The 18630-nt window shown below is 72.7% G+C and carries 11 protein-coding genes and 1 tRNA gene; 11 read left to right on the top strand and 1 reads right to left on the bottom strand.

Going from position 1 to position 18630, the window contains the following annotated elements:
* Positions 1-8: 8 nt before the first annotated feature.
* The 7 genes from mmsA to ABZ404_RS19710 all read left to right on the top strand — a co-directional run bounded on the left by mmsA (position 9) and on the right by ABZ404_RS19710 (position 9572).
* Positions 9-1520 (top strand): CoA-acylating methylmalonate-semialdehyde dehydrogenase, encoded by a 1512-nt coding sequence (gene mmsA / locus ABZ404_RS19740; RefSeq protein ID WP_358832185.1) that lies wholly within the window; start codon positions 9-11, stop codon positions 1518-1520.
* 499 nt (positions 1521-2019) lie between these two features.
* Positions 2020-3417, top strand: coding sequence for an APC family permease (locus tag ABZ404_RS19735; protein ID WP_358832186.1), 1398 nt, complete (start codon positions 2020-2022; stop codon positions 3415-3417).
* A 130-nt stretch (positions 3418-3547) separates the two neighbouring features.
* Entirely contained in the window at positions 3548-4342 is a 795-nt protein-coding gene (locus tag ABZ404_RS19730) for a maleylpyruvate isomerase family mycothiol-dependent enzyme (RefSeq protein WP_358832187.1), read from the top strand.
* A 135-nt stretch (positions 4343-4477) separates the two neighbouring features.
* Positions 4478-7099, top strand: a complete 2622-nt coding sequence (locus ABZ404_RS19725) for an alpha/beta fold hydrolase (protein WP_358832188.1) — start codon at positions 4478-4480, stop codon at positions 7097-7099.
* Positions 7096-7983 carry an ABC transporter permease gene (locus ABZ404_RS19720; RefSeq protein WP_358832189.1) on the top strand — a complete coding sequence of 296 codons (888 nt, stop codon included), beginning with the start codon at positions 7096-7098 and terminating at the stop codon, positions 7981-7983. Before ABZ404_RS19725 ends, ABZ404_RS19720 begins: the two co-directional genes overlap by 4 nt.
* Positions 7984-8410: 427 nt before the next feature.
* Positions 8411-8899 (top strand): alpha/beta hydrolase, encoded by a 489-nt coding sequence (locus tag ABZ404_RS19715; protein ID WP_358832190.1) that lies wholly within the window; start codon positions 8411-8413, stop codon positions 8897-8899.
* 73 nt (positions 8900-8972) lie between these two features.
* The gene (locus ABZ404_RS19710) at positions 8973-9572 is read left to right on the top strand and encodes a hypothetical protein (protein WP_358990627.1); all 600 of its coding nucleotides are present in this window, start codon (positions 8973-8975) and stop codon (positions 9570-9572) included.
* Positions 9573-10380: 808 nt separating this feature from the next.
* On the opposite strand, the gene ABZ404_RS19705 is transcribed toward ABZ404_RS19710, so the two are convergent.
* Positions 10381-10456 (bottom strand) — tRNA-Arg (locus ABZ404_RS19705).
* 331 nt (positions 10457-10787) lie between these two features.
* Here ABZ404_RS19705 and ABZ404_RS19700 point away from each other — a divergent pair.
* The 4 genes from ABZ404_RS19700 to ABZ404_RS19685 all read left to right on the top strand — a co-directional run bounded on the left by ABZ404_RS19700 (position 10788) and on the right by ABZ404_RS19685 (position 18598).
* Positions 10788-12386 (top strand): dynamin family protein, encoded by a 1599-nt coding sequence (locus ABZ404_RS19700; RefSeq protein WP_358832192.1) that lies wholly within the window; start codon positions 10788-10790, stop codon positions 12384-12386.
* A gap of 1457 nt (positions 12387-13843) precedes the next feature.
* Positions 13844-15916: a GTPase gene (locus ABZ404_RS19695; RefSeq protein ID WP_358832200.1), complete on the top strand. Its 2073-nt coding sequence runs from the start codon at positions 13844-13846 to the stop codon at positions 15914-15916.
* Between the two features lie 396 nt (positions 15917-16312).
* Complete coding sequence (locus ABZ404_RS19690) at positions 16313-16924, top strand: single-stranded DNA-binding protein (RefSeq protein ID WP_358832193.1); 612 nt, start codon at positions 16313-16315, stop codon at positions 16922-16924.
* A gap of 273 nt (positions 16925-17197) precedes the next feature.
* On the top strand, positions 17198-18598 hold the full coding sequence (locus ABZ404_RS19685) for an LAETG motif-containing sortase-dependent surface protein (RefSeq protein WP_358832194.1): 1401 nt from the start codon (positions 17198-17200) through the stop codon (positions 18596-18598).
* Positions 18599-18630: the final 32 nt, after the last annotated feature.

The following is an 18630-nucleotide window of genomic DNA, read 5'->3' as shown; positions in this document are numbered from 1 at the left end:
TCCCTGCCATGACGAAGACCGTCAACCACTGGATCGGTGGTAAGCCCGTCGAGAGGGCTGCGGGCGCCTCCGGTTCGTACGGCCAGGTCACCGACCCCGCGACCGGGGCCGTGACCACGCGGGTCGCCTACGCGACCGTCGAGGAGGTGGACGCGGCCGTCGCCGCCGCCCGCGAGGCGTACACCACCTGGGGCCAGTCCTCGCTGGCCCAACGGACGGCGGTGCTCTTCACGTTCCGCGCCCTGCTGGACGCCAACCGCGACGCGATCGCGGAGCTGATCACCGCCGAGCACGGCAAGGTGCACTCCGACGCGCTGGGCGAGGTCGCGCGCGGCCTGGAGATCGTCGACCTGGCGTGCGGCATCAGCGTGCAGCTCAAGGGCGAGCTGTCGACGCAGGTCGCCAGCCGGGTGGACGTGGCGTCGATCCGCCAGCCGCTGGGCGTCGTCGCGGGCATCACACCGTTCAACTTCCCGGCCATGGTGCCGATGTGGATGTTCCCGCTCGCCATCGCCTGCGGCAACACCTTCGTCCTGAAGCCGTCCGAGAAGGACCCCTCGGCGTCGATGAAGATCGCGGAGCTGCTGAGCGAGGCCGGGCTGCCCGACGGCGTCTTCAACGTCGTGCACGGCGACAAGGCCGCCGTGGACCGCCTCCTGGAGCACCCGGACGTGGCCGCAGTCTCCTTCGTCGGCTCCACCCCGATCGCCCGCCACATCCACGCCACGGCCTCCGCCCACGGCAAGCGCGTCCAGGCGCTCGGCGGCGCCAAGAACCACATGCTGGTCCTGCCGGACGCCGACCTGGACGCGGCGGCCGACGCCGCCGTCTCGGCCGCGTACGGCTCGGCGGGCGAGCGCTGCATGGCCATCTCGGCGGTCGTGGCGGTCGGCGCCATCGGCGACGAACTGGTCGCGAAGATCCGTGAGCGCGCCGAGAAGATCAAGATCGGCCCGGGCACCGACCCGGCCTCCGAGATGGGCCCGCTGATCACCGCCGCCCACCGCGACAAGGTCGCCTCCTACGTCACCGGCGCGGCGGCCCAGGGCTGCGAGGTCGTCCTCGACGGCACCGGGTACACCGTGGAGGGCCACGAGGACGGCCACTGGATCGGCCTGTCGCTGCTCGACAAGGTGCCCACGTCCGCCGACGCCTACCGGGACGAGATCTTCGGCCCGGTGCTGTGCGTGCTGCGGGTCGAGTCGTACGAGGAGGGCCTGGCGCTCATCAACGCCTCGCCGTTCGGCAACGGCACCGCGATCTTCACCCGGGACGGCGGCGCGGCCCGCCGGTTCCAGCTGGAGGTCGAGGCCGGCATGGTCGGCGTCAACGTGCCGATCCCGGTGCCGGTGGGCTACCACTCCTTCGGCGGCTGGAAGGACTCGCTCTTCGGCGACCACCACATCTACGGCAACGACGGCACGCACTTCTACACCCGCGGCAAGGTCGTCACCACCCGCTGGCCGGACCCCTCCGACGCGCCCGCGGGCGTCGACCTGGGCTTCCCGCGCAACCACTGATCCACGGCCCGGCCGGTCGGCCCCCGGCCCGGCCCTCCGAGCGGCCCGTACGGTTTCCCCCAACCGTGCGGGCCGCCGCCGTTTCCGTAACGGCCTCGGCCCGGCCCGGGCGCCCGCCCGGGTCCCGGCGGGCCGCACCGACCGGCACCAGTCGGCACCGGCCGGTGACCGGGGGTAACCGGAGGCCTGGCACGGGGTGCCAAGGGCGTTCCGGTATGCGGGATCCGGCAAACTTTTTCGGCGCGGCGGCTGCGGTTCCCGTACCGGCCGACATTGCGCCTTTGTTGCGCTCTTAACGCCGCATCAGTGCCGTAGGGGCGCCGGGGCGACGAATTCCGTAGGTGAACAGCTATTGACCTGCGGATCGAGTGGAGATTGAAATGGCGGCCCGGGAGCGACCCACCACTCACCACCGGGGCCGGACGGGCCCCGGAGCACCACCCGGAGGTCGATAGCGCTCCCCGCTCACAACCCCACCCCGCCGATCGGACGCACCTCGATGACCGAAACGCTCAGCCCGCCCCACCTCCTCTCCCCGGCCACGGGCGAAGCCCCCAAGAAGCTCAAGCGTTCCATCGGCGTCGTGGGCGGCACCCTGCTGACGCTCTCCTGCGTGACGCCCGCCTCCACCCTCTTCGTGGTCGTGCCCGACCTGTTCTCCAGCCTCGGCACCTACACCGCGCTCACCATCGCCATCGGCTCGCTGCTCTGCGTCGGCGTCGCGTTCTGCTACTCGGAGCTGGGCACCCTCATCCCCAGCGCGGGCGGCGAGTACGCGATGGTCTCCACCCTCGCCGGACGGCTCGCGGGCTGGCTGGTCTTCGTCCTCTCCCTGCTCGTCGTGATGATCGTCCCCCCGGTCATCGCCATGGGCACCGCCGACTACCTGGCGCCGCTCGTCCACATGCCCGCCCCCGCGGCCGGCGGCGGCGTGATGCTGCTCGCCACCCTCGCCGGCCTGCTCGACCTGCGGGCCAACGCCTGGATCACCGGGATCTTCCTGGTCCTCGAAGTGGTCGCCGCGGCCCTGGTCGCCGTCCTCGGCTTCGCCCACGGCGAGCGCGGCGGCTCCTCCCTCGTGCACGGCACGGTCGCCGCCGACGGCGGCGGCCACTCCACGGTCACCGCGATGATGGTCGTCTCGGGCCTCGCCATCGCCCTCTTCATCACCCAGGGCTTCTCGACCGCCGTCTACCTCTCCGAGGAGCTGGAGCACCCGCGCCGCAACGTGGCCCGGACCGTGCTCGCCACCCTCGCCATCTCGACCGCCGTCATCCTCGTCCCCGTCGTCGCCATCACCGTGGGCGCCCCCGACCTCGCGACGCTCACCTCCGGCGACATCAGCGGCATGGTCACCGCCTGGTCCAACTCGGCCGTCGGCACCTTCGTCAGCCTCTGCGTGGCCCTCGCCATCGTCAACGCGGGCATCGTGATGGTCATCCAGAACTCCCGCGTCCTGTTCGCCTCGGCCCGCGACAAGGCCTGGCCCGAGCCCGTCAACCGCGCCCTGTCCCGCCTCGGCCGCTTCGGCTCCCCGTGGGTGGCCACCCTCCTGGTCGGCGTCCCCGGCGCCGCCCTCTGCTTCGTCAACCTCGACACCCTGTACGGCGTCACCGGCGTCTCGGTGACCGGCATGTACCTGCTGGTCGCCGTCGCCGCCCTGCTCAGCCGCCGCGGCGGGCACCGGGAGACCGCCGCCTGGCGGATGCCGCTGTGGCCCGCCGTCCCGGTGGTCCTGATCGCCGTCCTCGCGTACATCCTCACCCAACAGGAGACCCGGTACCTGCTGTGGACCGGCGGCATCACGGCCGTCGCCACCCTCTACTGGGCGCTCTACCTGCGCCCGCGCCGCGAGACGCGGTGGCTGGTGAGCATCCCGGAGGACGAGCAGGCCTGACGCGGCCCGGCGGCCGGGCCGTCAGGATCCGGACCAGACCCGCGCCCGCGGCTCGGCGAGCGCGGTCCTGTCCGGATCCGGCGGTCCGTCCGCGGGACGCAACGGGCGGGCCGCGCCTAGGGTTTGGGGTATGACTGCCGCGCCCACGCCGCTCGACCACGACTTCTACTGTGCCGAGATCCTGCGCCAGACCGACGCGCTGAGGTCCCACCTGGACGGCGCCGACCTCCGTGCCGCCGTACCGACCTGCCCCGACTGGACCCTCGGGCAGCTCGCCGTCCACGTCGGCGGCGCCCACCGCTGGACCGCCGAGATCGTCCGTACGAAGTCCACCGCCGCGGTCCCGCAGGAGCGGGTGCCCGCCTTCGAGGGCCCCGAGAAGGACGAACCGGAGGCCCTGGACGCCTGGTTGGGCGAGGGCGCGGCCCTCTGCGCCGACGTCCTGCGCACCGCGGGCCCCGACCAGGCCGCCTGGTCCTGGACGGGCGACGCGACCGCCGGGTTCTGGGCGCGCCGGATGACCCACGAGACGGTGGTCCACCGCGCGGACGCGGCGCTCACCGTGGGCGCGGAGTACGTGCTCGCGCCGGAGGTCGCCGCGGACACGATCGACGAGTGGCTGGAGATCGTCACGTACGTCCAGGCCGCCAGGCTCGCCCCGGCCGCCGCCGAACTGCGCGGCCCCGGCCGCAGCATCCACCTGCACGCCACGGACACGCCCGGCGCCGAGTGGCTGATCGAGCTGGGCGAGGACGGGGTGAGCTGGCGGCGCGCCCACGAGAAGGCCACGGTGGCGCTGCGCGGCCCGCTCACCGACGTCCTGGGCGTCTTCTACCGAAGGCTGCCCGCCGACAGCCCCCGCGTGGAGGTCCTCGGCGACGCCGCGCTCCTGGACTTCTGGCTGGAGCGCGCCTCCTTCGGCTGACCGCCCGCAGGGCCGCCGCCCCGGCGCCCGTACTGCCGTCGCGGTACGGGAACGGCCGCCCGTACGCCGCGAGTACACCCCGGCCTCCACCTGGCGGCAGGTCCGGTTGTCGGACCCGGCGCTTACGGTGGAGGCATGAGACTGCGCAGACCTCGTGGGAGGGCGGCGGCCGGGGTGGCCGCCGCCCTCGTGGTGCTCGCCGGTGCCGGCGTGTGGACGGCCACCGGCGCCGGCGGCGCGCCCGCGGTGCACCAGGAGGACCGGGTGATGGAGATGCCCGGGGCGAAGATCGACACGTCGTACTTCACGGCGGGGGACGCCAAGAAGAAGCGACCCGCTGTCCTCCTGGGCCACGGCTTCGGCGGCAGCAAGGACGACGTCCGCGCCCAGGCGCGCGACCTCGCGCGCGAGGGCTACGCGGTGCTGACCTGGTCCGCGCGCGGCTTCGGCGCCTCCACCGGCCAAATCGGCCTCAACGACCCGGCGTTCGAGGTGAAGGACGTCTCCCGGCTCGTCGACTGGCTGGCGAAGCGCCCGGAGGTGCGGCTCGACGCGGCGGGCGACCCGCGCGTCGGCGTCACCGGCGCGTCCTACGGAGGCGCGATCTCGCTCCTGGCCGCCGGACACGACAAGCGGATCGACGCGATCGCCCCCCAGATCACGTACTGGAACCTGGCGGACGCCCTCTTCCCCGACGGCGTCTTCAAGAAGCTCTGGGCCGGGATCTTCTTCTCCACCGGCGGCGGCTGCAAGACCTTCGAGAAGCAGCTCTGCGACATGTACGAGAGGGTCGCGGTCAGCGGCAGGCCGGACGCCCAGGCGCGCGACCTGCTGGCGGCCCGTTCCCCGTCCGCCGTGGGCGACCGCATCAAGGTGCCCGCGCTGATCGTCCAGGGCCAGAGCGACTCCCTCTTCCCGCTCGGCCAGGCCGACGCCATGGCCCGCCGGATCCGCGCCAACGGCGCCCCCGTCGCGGTCGACTGGATCACCGGCGGCCACGACGGCGGCGACCGCGAGTCCGGGCGGATCACCCCCCGGATCACCTCCTGGTTCGACCACTACCTCAAGGGCGACAAGGACGCCTCCACCGGCCCCGCCTTCCGGGTCACCAGGACCGGCGGCATCAGCTCCACCGACGGCGCCGCCCAGCTGCGCGGCGCCACCAGCGGCAGCTACCCGGGCCTGGCGGACGGCACGCGCGCGGTGCGGCTCACCGGCCGCGAGCAGACCTTCGAGAACCCGGCGGGCGCCGCCCCGCCCGCCATCTCGGCCGTGCCCGGCGTCGGCGGGGGACTGGCGGGCCTGTCCTCGCTCGGCGTGGGCGGCCTCTCCATCGACTTCCCCGGGCAGTACGCGCGCTTCGACTCCGAACCGCTCAGGCCCGGCCTGCGCGTCACCGGCTCGCCCACGGTCCGGCTCAAGGTCACCTCCAGCGCCGACGACGCGGTGCTCTTCGCGAAGGTGTACGACGTGAGCCCCGACGGCAAGCGACAGGTGCTCCCCGCCCAACTGGTCACGCCCGTCCGGGTGGACGGTGCCAAGGAGGGCAAGGAGGTCGAGGTCACCCTGCCCGCCGTCGACCACAACGTGGAGGCGGGCCACCGGCTGCGCCTGGTGGTCGCCGCGACCGACCTCGGTTACGCCTCCCCGGCCGCGCCGGGCACGTACAAGGTGGCGCTGGTGGGCGGCTCGCTGAAGGTGCCGACCGCGCCCGGGGTGAAGACCGAGCCCGCCGGGGTGCCCTGGTGGGCCTGGGGGCTGCCGCTGGCGGGCGCGGTGATCGCGCTCGGCCTGCTGGCCACCCGCCGCGCCACGGCCCCCGCCCCCGACCCGGAGCTGGCCGAGGTCCCGCTCCAGATCACCGGTCTGACGAAGAAGTACGCCAAGTCGACCGACCGGTACGCGGTCCGCGACCTCTCCTTCCGCGTTGAGAAGGGCCAGGTCCTCGGCCTGCTCGGACCCAACGGCGCGGGCAAGACCACCACCCTGCGCATGCTGATGGGCCTCATCCGCCCCGACAGCGGCGAGATCCGCGTCTTCGGCCACGCGATCCGGCCCGGCGCGCCCGTGCTCTCCCGGGTCGGCGCCTTCGTCGAGGGCGCGGGCTTCCTGCCGCACCTGTCCGGCCGCGCCAACCTGGAGCTGTACTGGCAGGCCACCGGCCGCCCCGCCGAGGACTCCCACATGGAGGAGGCGCTGGAGATCGCGGGCCTGGGCGACGCGCTCCAGCGCGCCGTGCGGACGTACTCGCAGGGCATGCGCCAGCGCCTCGCCATCGCCCAGGCCATGCTCGGCCTGCCGGACCTGCTGATCCTCGACGAGCCGACCAACGGTCTCGACCCGCCGCAGATCCGCGAGATGCGGGACGTGATGATCCGCTACGCCCAGGGCGGCCGCACGGTCATCGTCTCCAGCCATCTGCTCTCCGAGGTCGAGCAGTCCTGCACGCATCTGGTGGTCATGGACCGCGGCCGGCTCGTCCAGGCGGGCCCGGTCGCCGAGATCACCGGCGGCAGCGACACGCTGCTGGTCACCGTCGACGGCCCGGTCACCGAGGTGCTGGCCGACAAGGTGGCCGCGCTGCCCGGCGTCGGCGCGGCGACGCCCACCGACGAGGGCATGCTGGTGCGCCTGGAGGGCGCCACGGCCACCGGGCTGATCGCCGAACTGGTCCGCCTCGACGTGCCGTTGACGGGCGTGGGCCCGCACCGCCGCCTGGAGGACGCCTTCCTGACCCTGATCGGAGGACCGGCATGAGCGCGCCCACGCACACCGGGGCCGGGGCGACGCCCGACCTGAGGGCGACCGCCCCCGGCTACCGCCCGCGCCGCACGCTTCCCCTGCGGGTGGAAGCGGCGCGCCAACTGCGCCGCAGGCGCACCCTGGTGATGGCAGGCATCCTCGCCGCGCTGCCGTTCATCCTGGTCACGGCGTTCGCCATCGGCGGCACGCCGTCCGGGCGGGACGGCCGGATCACCCTGATCGACACGGCGACGGCCTCCGGGGCGAACTTCGCGGCGACGGCCCTGTTCGTCTCGGCGGGCTTCCTGCTCGTGGTGCCCGTCGCGCTGTTCTGCGGCGACACGGTCGCCTCGGAGGCCGGCTGGTCGTCGCTGCGCTATCTGCTGGCCGCGCCCGTGCCCCGGGCCCGGCTGCTGTGGAGCAAGCTGGTGGTGGCGCTGGGCCTGAGCGCGGCGGCGATCGTGCTGCTGCCGCTGGTGGCCCTGGCGGTGGGCACGGCGGCGTACGGCTGGGGCCCGCTGGAGATCCCCACCGGCGGCTCGCTCGGGGCCGGCGAGGCCCTGCCGCGCCTGGCCATCGCGGTGGCGTTCGTCTTCGTGTCCCAACTGGTCACGGCCGGGCTGGCGTTCTGGCTCTCCACCAAGACGGACGCGCCGCTGGGCGCGGTCGGCGGCGCGGTGGGCCTGACGATCGTGGGCAACGTCCTGGACGCGATCACGGCCCTGGGCGACTGGCGCAAGGCCCTCCCGGCCCACTGGCAGTTCGCCTGGGCGGACGCGCTCCAGCCCCACCTGGAGTGGAGCGGCATGGCCCAGGGCGCGGGCGTGTCGGTGGGGTACGCGCTGGTGCTGGTGGCGCTGGCGTTCCGGGGGTTCGAGAGGAAGGACATCGTGTCGTAGGGGCTGCGGCCGTCCCGGCGTCACGGGTGGCGCGGGTGGGTTGCAGGTGACTGAGGAGGGCGACCCGGCCGGGGGAGGGAATCCAGGGAGCTGGTCGCCCCGGCGCGGGCGAGCCGCAACGGGGATGTTGACGACCGGCCGCCGCGACGGAGCGCGGGTGAGTACGCGTACTCATGGCCGAGGTCGAGCCGCCCGGTAGCCTGCCGCGAGGAAGATCAGCGAGTGAGGGGACGGCGGTATGTCCACGCCGGTCGGCGGCGGTACGCGGGGGTTCCGGACCGGACCGGGTGACGTCCGGCGGGCGGGAGAAGCTGCGCGCAACGTGGCTCGAGACATGGACTCCTGTACGCCGGGCGTAGCCGCCCCATCCGGCCCGTACGCTGCGGGGGCACCCCTTCCGTTCGACGTGAACGGGGGGCGCTGACGCATGCGGGTCGCGCAACTTCGTGACGCCAAGCCGCTGCTGCTCACGGACGCCGCCAAACTCGCGCACCGGAACTACCCCGACACCACCACGGCGTCCATCGCCTGGCTCGGCTACGACGCACCCCAGCTCGACGGCTTCACGTGGTCGGCCACCGACGTCATGAGGGACGACGACGCCAAGGCGGGTGCCCCGGCGTACAACCGTTTCCTGAGCGGCATCCGGGTCACCCACGAGTCAGGTTCCCCGCATGTGACGGCCATCGGGCATTCCTACGGCTCCTTGACCCTGGGCCAGGCCACCCAGCGGCCCGGTGGCATCCCGGCCGACCACGTGGTGCTCGTCGGCAGCCCGGGAACCGGCGTCGACAAGGCCTCCGACCTCGGCGTGGGCGCCGACCACGTCTGGCGGGGCTCGTCACCGGAGACCTTCCGGCCCATTCGCTCTACTTCGATCCTCGTGAGGGTGGAGATTCCCTGGAGTACATCGTGAAGGTCGTCGCCGGTCGGGGCAACAAGATCACAAAGGCGGCGCCGCGATGAGGCGCCGACGCCGGGCAGTGCGGATGCTGACCGGGATGCTCCTGGTGGCATCGCTTGCCGGCTGCGGGGCCGTTGGCGGGCAGAGCGGCACGAAGGACCAGGGGAAGAAGGAAGAGAAGGTACCGACGATGGACATGCAACGGGCCGGTGAGCGCGCGGAGGCGATCCTCGACGCCACGCTGGCGGCCATTCAGCCGCCCGTGAAATGGTCCTACGGCTATCCCATGCGGGAGGCCTGCAGCAACGGCCTCAACGAGCCGACCGGCACTACGACCATCAACCGCACCCGTCATGTCCTCACCGTGATCTCAGCGCAACGGCGCGGGAACCTGCTGGGCGTCGTACAGCGCTACTGGGAACAGCAGGGCTTCACCGTCGAAAGCGTCAACCCCGACAAGGACATGCCCTCCATCCGGGCCAAGAGCCCCGACGGGTTCGGAGTCGACCTGGGCGTCGGCAGCATCGGCAACGTCCATATCAGCGCGGGCTTCGGCTGCGCCAAGGACTCGGCGATGACATACCCGCCGGGAACACCGGGGCAGCCGGGCGGACCGAAGGAAGAGGAACTCAGGCCACGGGATCACTCGGATTTCTGGTCCTCCACCGAGCCGCTCCAGCAGTAGGCGTTCGCCTGCGGCCCCGGCTCTCCATTTGCGGTACTTCACGTGGCATAAACGGGGCAACTGCATAAAGAAGCATGTTCGCCATGAGGTATTCGGTACGTGCTTCGAGGGCGGGTGAACTTATCGGCTCAAAGTCAGCCACACCCCCTGACGTGCAAATAAATGCATCCCATTTCTGCGACAATTGCGGCCTCGCTTCTCGCTCGCCGGATGCGCTTGACATCTGTTCGTTCCAGGCGGCGTACCGCCTCCTCTGTGCTTGGGGGTGGGCGCAGTTGGCTCAGTTGGGTGGCGTCTTACCTCAACAGGTAAAACGTTGTGAGAGCCTCTTCTGCCCTTGCTCGGCGGGCGTCTTTTTCCTGTCCGCTCATGAGTGAAGCGGCTTTGTCCGCCTTTCGTTTTGGGCGGTCCATAATGATCGGCAAATCGCGCGATGATCTCGGCAGCAGTAAGTGCGCCGAGAACTGCCTCGTATGCCGAGCGCCCTCGTCGACTGGCCATAGCCATTGGCTGAGCCGACGCGTAACCATCCCCGTGAAGGGTGGATCTTGAGCCGTGTCCGCGCCCGAGATGTTGCCGCCGATCGGGGGCCAGTGCGCCGAGGGATGAGGGCGATATTCGTTGGACTGGGGCCGGTTGCGGGCACGCGGCCACTTGAGAACCCGGGGACGGCGGTGCGGCCGACGCCGGGACGCCTCGGGCCGGCTGCTGCCGAAGGGGGCTTACGCGGCCTGTACGGCCCCCTCGCTACGGTGCTGCCGAGCAGCAAAAAGGCCCTCCCGGAGGAGGGCCCGACACCGCACAGCAGTGGCGCCCCCGGCAGGACTCGAACCTGCGGCCAAGCGCTTAGAAGGCGCCTGCTCTATCCACTGAGCTACGGGGGCCGGATGGCCTGGAGCCCCCGGGCGGGCAAGGCTGTGATCCGGAGTTCGGCTCCGGGCCGTGACCTTGCCGGGGACAAGGATAGGGCTCCTCTCACCTCGCCCCGGTTGCTTCACCTGCGTGGCACGATGTGGAGGTTCGGTGAAGCGAACCGATAATCGCAGGCGAGCGCGGAACATGCAGCGCTTTTGACGCTCGCGGGGCCGGGTGTTGTGCACTCGTTATGCCTGCGTCCCACTCCTCCCGTCTGTCCCATGTGTCCGATCGGCGCGCGAAGGCCTCCATACGCTTCAAAAAGCCGCCAAAATTGGGCATTCTTCGCATGTGGTGACCTTGGACGTACGGCCTCAGCTGATTGACGCACTCTCCGCCCTGCGCGACAGGGTCGCGGCCGTGCGTCTTCCGCTGCCCCTCCCGGGGGCGGCGCGCGCACGGCAGACCCGGGGCGAACTCCTCGCACAGCTCGACGACTATCTGCTGCCCCGGCTCAGAGATCCCGAGGCGCCGCTGCTCGCCGTCGTCGGCGGGTCCACCGGCGCCGGAAAGTCCACCCTCGTCAACTCCCTTGTGGGGCGACGGGTCAGCGAGGCCGGTGTGCTGCGGCCTACGACCCGCACCCCCGTACTCGTCTGCCACCCCGACGACCACCACTGGTTCACCGAGATCCGCGTCCTGCCCCAGCTCACCCGCGTCTGGCTGCCCCAGCAGAACGACGAGGCGGACATCGACGAGGGCATCGGGGGCAACGACGAGGAGAACTCGCTGCGCGTCGAGACCTCGCGGAACCTGCCCGTCGGGCTCGCTCTGCTCGACGCGCCCGACATCGACTCACTGATCGTCAGCAACCGTCTGCTCGCGGCCCGGCTGATCTGCGCCGCCGACATCTGGGTGATGGTCACGACCGCCTCGCGGTACGCGGACGCCGTCCCGTGGCACCTGCTGCGGACCGCCAAGGAGTACGACGCCATGCTGATCACCGTCCTCGACCGGGTGCCGCACCAGGTCATCGGCGAGGTGTCCCGGCAGTACGCGGCGCTCCTGACCAAGGCCGGGCTCGGTGACGTGCCCCGCTTCACCATCCCCGAGCTGCCCGAATCGGCCGGGGGCGGGAGTGGATTGCTGCCCGCTACGGCGGTGGCCGCGCTCGGCCAGTGGCTCGCCCACCGGGCTCAGGACCCGGCCGCCCGCCAGCAGGCCGTCTTCCGTACCGCCGTCGGGGTCATCGACTCGCTCAACGCCCGTATGCCCGAGCTCGCCTCCGCCGTCGCCGCCCAGTACGCCGCCGCCGTACGGATGACGAGCGCGGTGGAGGAGGCGTACGAGCGGGAAGGGGCGCGCGTGCGGCGCAGGCTCCAGGCGGGGGGAGTGCTCGCCGGGGACGCGCTGACCCGCTGGCGGGCGTACCCCCGGGACGCCAGCTCCGTCGAGCTCCTCGACGCCCTCTGCGAGAGCCTCACCGAACTCCTCACCTGCGCGGCAGCCGCCGCCGACGAACGGGTGCGCGAGGCCTGGGGCCGTGAACCGGCCGCCGCCGAGCTGGTCCGGCGCGTACGGGACCGGGAGGCCGGGGACCGCATCGGGCTCGCCCTACGGCGCTGGCGGCGGGTCCTGGAGGAGCTGGCCGAGGAAGAGGTACGGGAGATGGACCGTGCCGTCGCCCCCTCCGCCGAGGCCGTGGCGGCCCTGCTGGCGGCCTCGCTCCTCGGCGGACGCCGCGCCCGCAGGGCCGGGGAACGGCTGGCCGAACGCATCGGCGCCAAGCGCGCGCTGCGCCTGCGCGACCAGGGCGGAGAGCTCGTCACCTCGTACATCGACCGCGTCCTGCACGCCGAACGCGACCGCCGGCTCGCCCCGCTGGACGCGCTCCGGGTGACCCCGGAGCCCCAGGCCGCGCTGATCGCCGCGCTGTCCCTACTGCAGAAGGAGAGGTGAGCGGGGTGACCGCTCTGACGGACCGGCAGGGGGCCGACCAGCCCGAGTCCGGGGGGCCGGAACCGGACGCGGCGGAGTCGCGGGCCGGTGCCGACGCCAAGGCCGGGTCTTCTGCTCCTGTGAACTCTGTGGCTTCTGCGGACTCTGTGACCTCTGAGGCCTCTGAGACCCCTAAGGCCACTGAGAAAGTCGCAGCGGAGGGGGAGGGGGCGTCCGGCGAGGGGCACGGGGACGGGCCCGCCCCGGTGGTGCCGGTCGCGTCCGTGACGGTCGAGGTCCGCATCCCCGGGAGGTCGCCGAGCGGCGGGCTGGAGACCGTCCGGCCCACCTCCGGGTGGCTCGGCTTCGACCGTCCGTGGGCCGAACGGCCGCCTTCCCGCAGGTCGGAGCCGGGTGAGAACACGGCGGGGGCCAAGGGGTCTCCCGCTGGGGAGTCGGGGAAGGAAGTGCCCGCCGAGGAAGCCGACACGCCCGACGCCGACACAATCGGAGGAACTCCGTCCGGCGGCGGTACGCCCCCGGCCGAGGTGTCGACGTCGAAGCGGGGCACTCCTGCTCCTGGGCCCGACCAGCCCAAGCCGGTCGGGCTGGAGCCCGAGAAGTCCAGGCCGGCCGGGCGGGAGTCCGAGAAGTCCAAGCCGGTCGCGGCCCGGGCTGACGAGTCCGAGCGTGTCGTGCCGGAGGCCCACAAGCCCGGGCGCGTCGCGCCCAAGCAGGAGAAGTCCAGGCCGGGAGTGGCGAAGCCGGAGGCTTCCAGGCCGGTCGCGACCAAGGCCGATGCGCCCACGGCGGACGCCACCAAGCCCGACAAGTCCGGGCCGGTGAAACCCGAGCAGGACGAACCCAAGACGGTGACGCCGCAACGCGAGGGTTCGGAGCCGGTCGGGGCCAAGCCCGACGCACCCAAGGCGGATCCCGTCCAGGCTGGCAAGTCCGGGCCGGTCACGCCGCCCGAGCAGGGCAAGCCTGAGCCGGACGCGCCCCGACCCGATGCTTCCAGGCCGATCGCCGCCCATCCCGGCAAGCCCGAGCCAGTCGCGTCCGAGCAGGCCAAGCCCAAGCCGGACGCGCAGCAACCCGGAACATCCCAGCCGGGCACGCCCGAACAGGGCAACCCCAAGCCGGACGCGCCCCAACCCGACGCGTCCAAGCCGGTCGCGCCCGAGCAGGGCAAGCCCCAGCCGGTCGCGGCCGGACCCGATGCGGCCAAGCCGGTCACGCCTCAACCCGGCGCCTCCAAGCCCAGCACCGCCAAATCCGACAAGCCCAGCCCCGCCTCTCCCAAGCCGCCGACCCCCAAGCCGATCGTTCCTTTGCCGGAGAAGCCCAGGCCAGGGGTGTCCAGGCCGCTCGCCTCGACGCCGATCGTGTCCCGGCCCGTCACGTTCAAGTCCGTCACCTTCAAGCCCGCCACCCCCAGATCCGACACGCCCGGGCCCAAAACGACAGAAGTCGATATGTCGACCGCCAGCACCGCCGGCTCTGCCCGCACCGCCAGCACCGCCAGTACCGCAATGACGCAACCCGCCGAGGCTCCCAGGAACCCCCGCCCCGCCCGGGACATCCCCAGCAGCGCCCGCACCAAGACACCCCCGCGTCCCGAGACACCCCCGAAGACCTCGACGCAGACCCCCGCCCGAAAGGCACCCGCGCCCACACTCGCGCCCGCGCCCGCCCCGCCCCGGGCGAGCCGCCTCCCGTACCGCCGCGCCCGGGCCAACTCGGCGCAAGCCGCACAAGCCGCGCAGGTCGCACAACCCGCACAGGCCTCGCGGGCCGTCCTCGCCGCGGAGTCGGAGTCGGAGTCGGAGCTCGGCTGGGACGACGGGCTGATCGCTCGACGGGTCAACGAAGCGGCCGAGGACGAGGTTCCCGTGGAGGAGCCCGAGCCGGTCGAGGCGTACGTACCCATCGGCGGGCCCTACGGAGCCGAGCTGCGCGGGCGGCTGGAGGCGCTGCGGGAGCTCGTGGGGCTGTCGCGGACGCGGCTCGACGGGAAGACGCTCGCCGAGGCGGGCCGCGTGCTCGACGAGGCCGCCGCACGGCAGCGGCTGTCCGCGCGGCACACGGTCGTCGCCATCGCCGGGGCCACCGGCAGCGGCAAGTCGACCCTGTTCAACGCCCTCGCCGGTACGCACATCTCGGAGACCGGGCTGCGCCGCCCCACCACCGCCGCGCCCATCGCGTGCAGTTGGACCGACGGCGCCGCGGGCCTGCTGGACCGGCTCGGGCTGCCGGGCAGGCTGCGCCGCAGGCCCCTGCCCACCGACCCGCACGCCGAGGCCCTCCAGGGGCTGGTCCTCGTCGACCTGCCGGACCTCGACTCGGCGCTCGTCGAACACCGGCGCCAGGCCGACCGGGTCCTGGCGCTCGTCGACGCGGTCGTCTGGGTCGTCGACCCGGAGAAGTACGCGGACGCCGTGCTCCACGAGCGGTACCTGCGGCCGCTGGCCGGGCACGCCGAGGTCACCTTCGTCGTACTGAACCAGGTCGACCGGCTCCCCGGCGACGCCGCCGACCAGGTGCTCGACGATCTGCGCCGCCTTCTCGACGAGGACGGCATGGCGCTCGGCGAGCACGGCGAACCCGGCGCCACCGTCGTCTCCCTCTCCGCCCTCACCGGCCAGGGGGTCGGCGAACTGCGCGACCTGCTCAGCCGGTTCGTGCAGGAACGCGGCGCTCCGGAACGCCGCGTCTCGGCCGACCTGGACGCCGCCGCCGCCGAACTGCGGCCGGTGTACGTCGCGGACGGCCGTACGGGGCTCGACGAGCGGGCCCGCGAGGCGTTCACCGACCGCCTCGCGGCCGCCGTGGGCGCCGCCGCCGCGGGGGAGGCCGCCGAGCGGGAGTGGCGGCGCAACGCGGGCCGCGCCTGCGGTACCCCCTGGCTGCGGCTCTGGCGCTGGTACGAGGGGTTGCGCGTCCCGGGCCGGGAGTCGCCGCAGCCCGCTCCTCCTCCGGAGGAGGAGGTGACGGCGCGCCAGCGGGTCGAACAGGCGGTACGCCTGGTCGCGGAGGAGGCGGCCACCGGACTGCCCGCCCCCTGGGCGCAGGCGGTACGGGAGGCGGCGGTGCGCGGCGCCGAGGGGCTGCCGGAGGCCCTGGACGAACTCGCGGTACGGGCCGAGCTGGAACGGGGCACCTCGCCCCGCCCCGCGTGGTGGCCCGCGGCGGTCGTGGTGCAGGCGGCCATGACGCTGGTGCAGATCGTGGGCGGTGTGTGGCTCGCCGGGCAGATCGTGGGGGTGTTCCCGCCCGGGCTGCTGGTGCCGGCGCTGGTGATGCTGGCCGGGATCGTCGGGGGTCCGCTGGTCGAGTGGGCCTGCGGGGTCGCGGCGCGCGGACCCGGCCGGCGGTACGGGCAGGAGGCCGAGCGGCGGTTGCGGGAAGCGGCGGCCGGGTGCGGCCGGGCGCAGGTCCTGGACCCGGTCGCGGCGGAGCTGATGCGCTATCGCGAGGTGCGCGAGCAGTACGTGGCGGTGCGCGGGGGGACGGCGGCGGGGTCGGGGGTGCGGGTCGGGGTGTCGTGACGGGCTGTGGTGGCGGGGGCGGGCCCCCGGCTCGCCGAGCACCGCACGGACGCCCCGACACCACCCTCCACCCGCTGCCCTCCACCCGCTGCCCTCCACCCGCTGCCCTCCACCCGCTGCCCACCACCCGCTGCCCACCACCCGCCGCCCTCCACCCTGCGTCCTCCCCCCCACCGACCCCGCCTCCGCCCGACCCCGACAACCCCCGTTCGGGTGACGAGGTTTTCCACAATCGCCGGGTGGTCCACAGGCCCCGGCACAAGGTCCTCCGTCCGGTCCAGCATGGTCATCGACAGCGCAAGGGTTCGATCGGCCGACTGGGCCGGACGGAGCCGCGACGGGGACGCCGTGGGCGCGACGGGCGCGCACGGCAGGCAGGACGGGGGAGTGGTGGGGATGAACGACACGCTGGTGACACTGGTGGGGAACGCCGCGACGCGGGTGGAGTTCCGGGAGACGGCGACGGGCGGGGTGGCCCGGTTCCGGCTCGCGGTGACCCCGCGCCGGTTCGACCGGCAGAAGAACGCCTGGGTGGACGGGCACTCCAGTTTCTACACGGTCTGGGCCTGGCGGACGCTGGGCCTGAACCTGGCGAGTTCGGTCGCCGTGGGCGAACCACTCGTGGTGCACGGCAGGTTGCGGGTGCGTGACGAGGACCTGGACGGCCAGCGCCGGTTCTCGGCGGATGTCGAGGCAATCGCGGTGGGCCACGATCTGACGCGGGGGACGTCCGCGTTCCGGCGCGTGGTGAAAGCGGACCCCCCGCTGACCGGGCCGCCCAAGGACCCTGCGGGAGAAGCCGGTTCGGGAGCTCCGGGCGCGTGGAAACCGGACCCGCAACCGGTTTCCGCGGCCTCTCCGCCCTGGACGGGAACGGGCGGTGCGGAAGTGGTCGCTGGGGGTGACGAGGCGGTTGGGGAGCGCGCCGGGCAAGTTGGGGAAAGCGCAGGTGGGGGGGGTGTTGAGGCTTCCGTGAGGGCTGTCGAGGAGGCCGTCGCGGCGCCCTGAAAGTCCGTTTCCGCACTGGAGATTTGTCGATAACCCCAGGTGGGGACGGGTAACGGCGATAACGATTCCGATTCGGAATGGTTATCTGATCGCATGACAGGGGATCAGGCGGCCCGATCTCCATAGGATTTCCGTTACTCACGGGGCACTTGAGTCAGCAGGCGAGGCACTTCCCCCACGCGCACGTACGCGAAAGCTCCTCGCCCGAAGGGGAATTCTGTGTTTTCAGTCGTTCACGGGCTTTCTGTACCCAAGTCTGTACGCAAGCGCGGCGTGGCACGCCTCGCTGCCGCCGTCGCGGTCTCGGGTCTGGTCGCCGGCGGCGCCATAGCCGGGGCGGGCACGGCGGTCGCCGACACGCCCGGTCAGCAGCACCAGGGTGGCGCGGTCGCCACCATCAAGGGCCTGGACCCGGACGCCTCCGGCAAGGCCGTCATCCACCAGCAGGGCGGCGACCGCCCGGTCTCGGCCGGCCTCTTCCAGATGGTCGTCGACGGCGGCGGCACCCTGCGTACGTACTGCATCGACATCCACAACCCGACGCAGCCCGCCGCGAAGTACCAGGAGACCCCCTGGAGCGGCACGTCGCTCAGCGGCAACCCGGACGCGGGCAAGATCCGCTGGATCCTCGAGCACTCGTACCCGCAGGTGAACGACCTGACGGCGCTCGCCAAGTCGGCCGGCCTCAAGGGCCAGCTGACCAATGGCACGGCTGCCGCGGCCACCCAGGTCGCCATCTGGCGCTACTCCGACCACGCCCAGGTCGACGCGGTGGACGCGCAGGCCAAGGACCTCGCGGACTGGCTGACCAAGTCCGCGAAGAACGTCGCCGAGCCCAAGGCGTCCCTGACCCTCGACAACGCGGCCGTCTCCGGCAAGGCGGGCTCCAAGCTCGGCCCGGTGACCGTCCACACCAACGCCGACAAGGTCACGGTGACCCCGTCCGAGGAGCTCAAGGCCGCGGGCGTCAAGGTCCTCGACAAGGGCGGCAAGGCCGCCGCGGTCGCCAGGAACGGCACCCAGCTCTACTTCGACGTGCCCGCGGGCGCCCAGCCGGGCTCCGGCTCGCTGACCGTCCAGGCCACCACCCAGGTGCCGGTCGGCCGCGCGTTCGCCAGTGAGTCCAAGAGCCAGACGCAGATCCTCGCCGGCTCCAGCGACTCCACGGTGACCGCCGTCGCCAAGGCGACCTGGGCCAAGCAGGGCGCCATTCCGGCCCTGACGGCCGCGAAGAACTGCGCCAAGGGCGGCGTGGACGTCACGGCGACCAACAAGGGCGACGAGGCGTTCACCTTCAAGCTCGCCGGCCTCTCGTACACGATCGACGCCGGCAAGTCGAAGACCATCACGGTGCCGGTCGCCGAGGACCAGGCCTACGACTTCGTGATCACCGGGCCGAACGGCTTCAAGCAGGAGTTCAAGGGCGTCCTGGACTGCAAGACCGCCGGCACCCCCAGCACCACCAAGCCGTCGTCGCAGCCCAGCCCCGCCTCCGCGGGCGGCACCTCGTCGGGCTCCTCGTCCGGCGGCTCCACCACCGGTGGTGACCTCGCCGAGACGGGTTCCTCCAGCTCCACGCCGATGATCGCGGGCGTCGCTGTCGCCCTGGTCGCCATAGGCGGCGGCGCGGTGTTCTTCCTCCGCCGCAAGAAGGCCGGGACCGCCGGGCACTGACCCAGCGGCTCCGATCCACCAAACCGTGGACT

This window comes from Streptomyces sp. NPDC005878 (assembly GCF_040629815.1).
Taxonomy (GTDB): Bacteria; Actinomycetota; Actinomycetes; order Streptomycetales; family Streptomycetaceae; genus Streptomyces.
The sequence above is the reverse complement of the archived record's forward strand: the minus strand, read 5'-3'. Positions and strand labels throughout refer to the sequence as shown.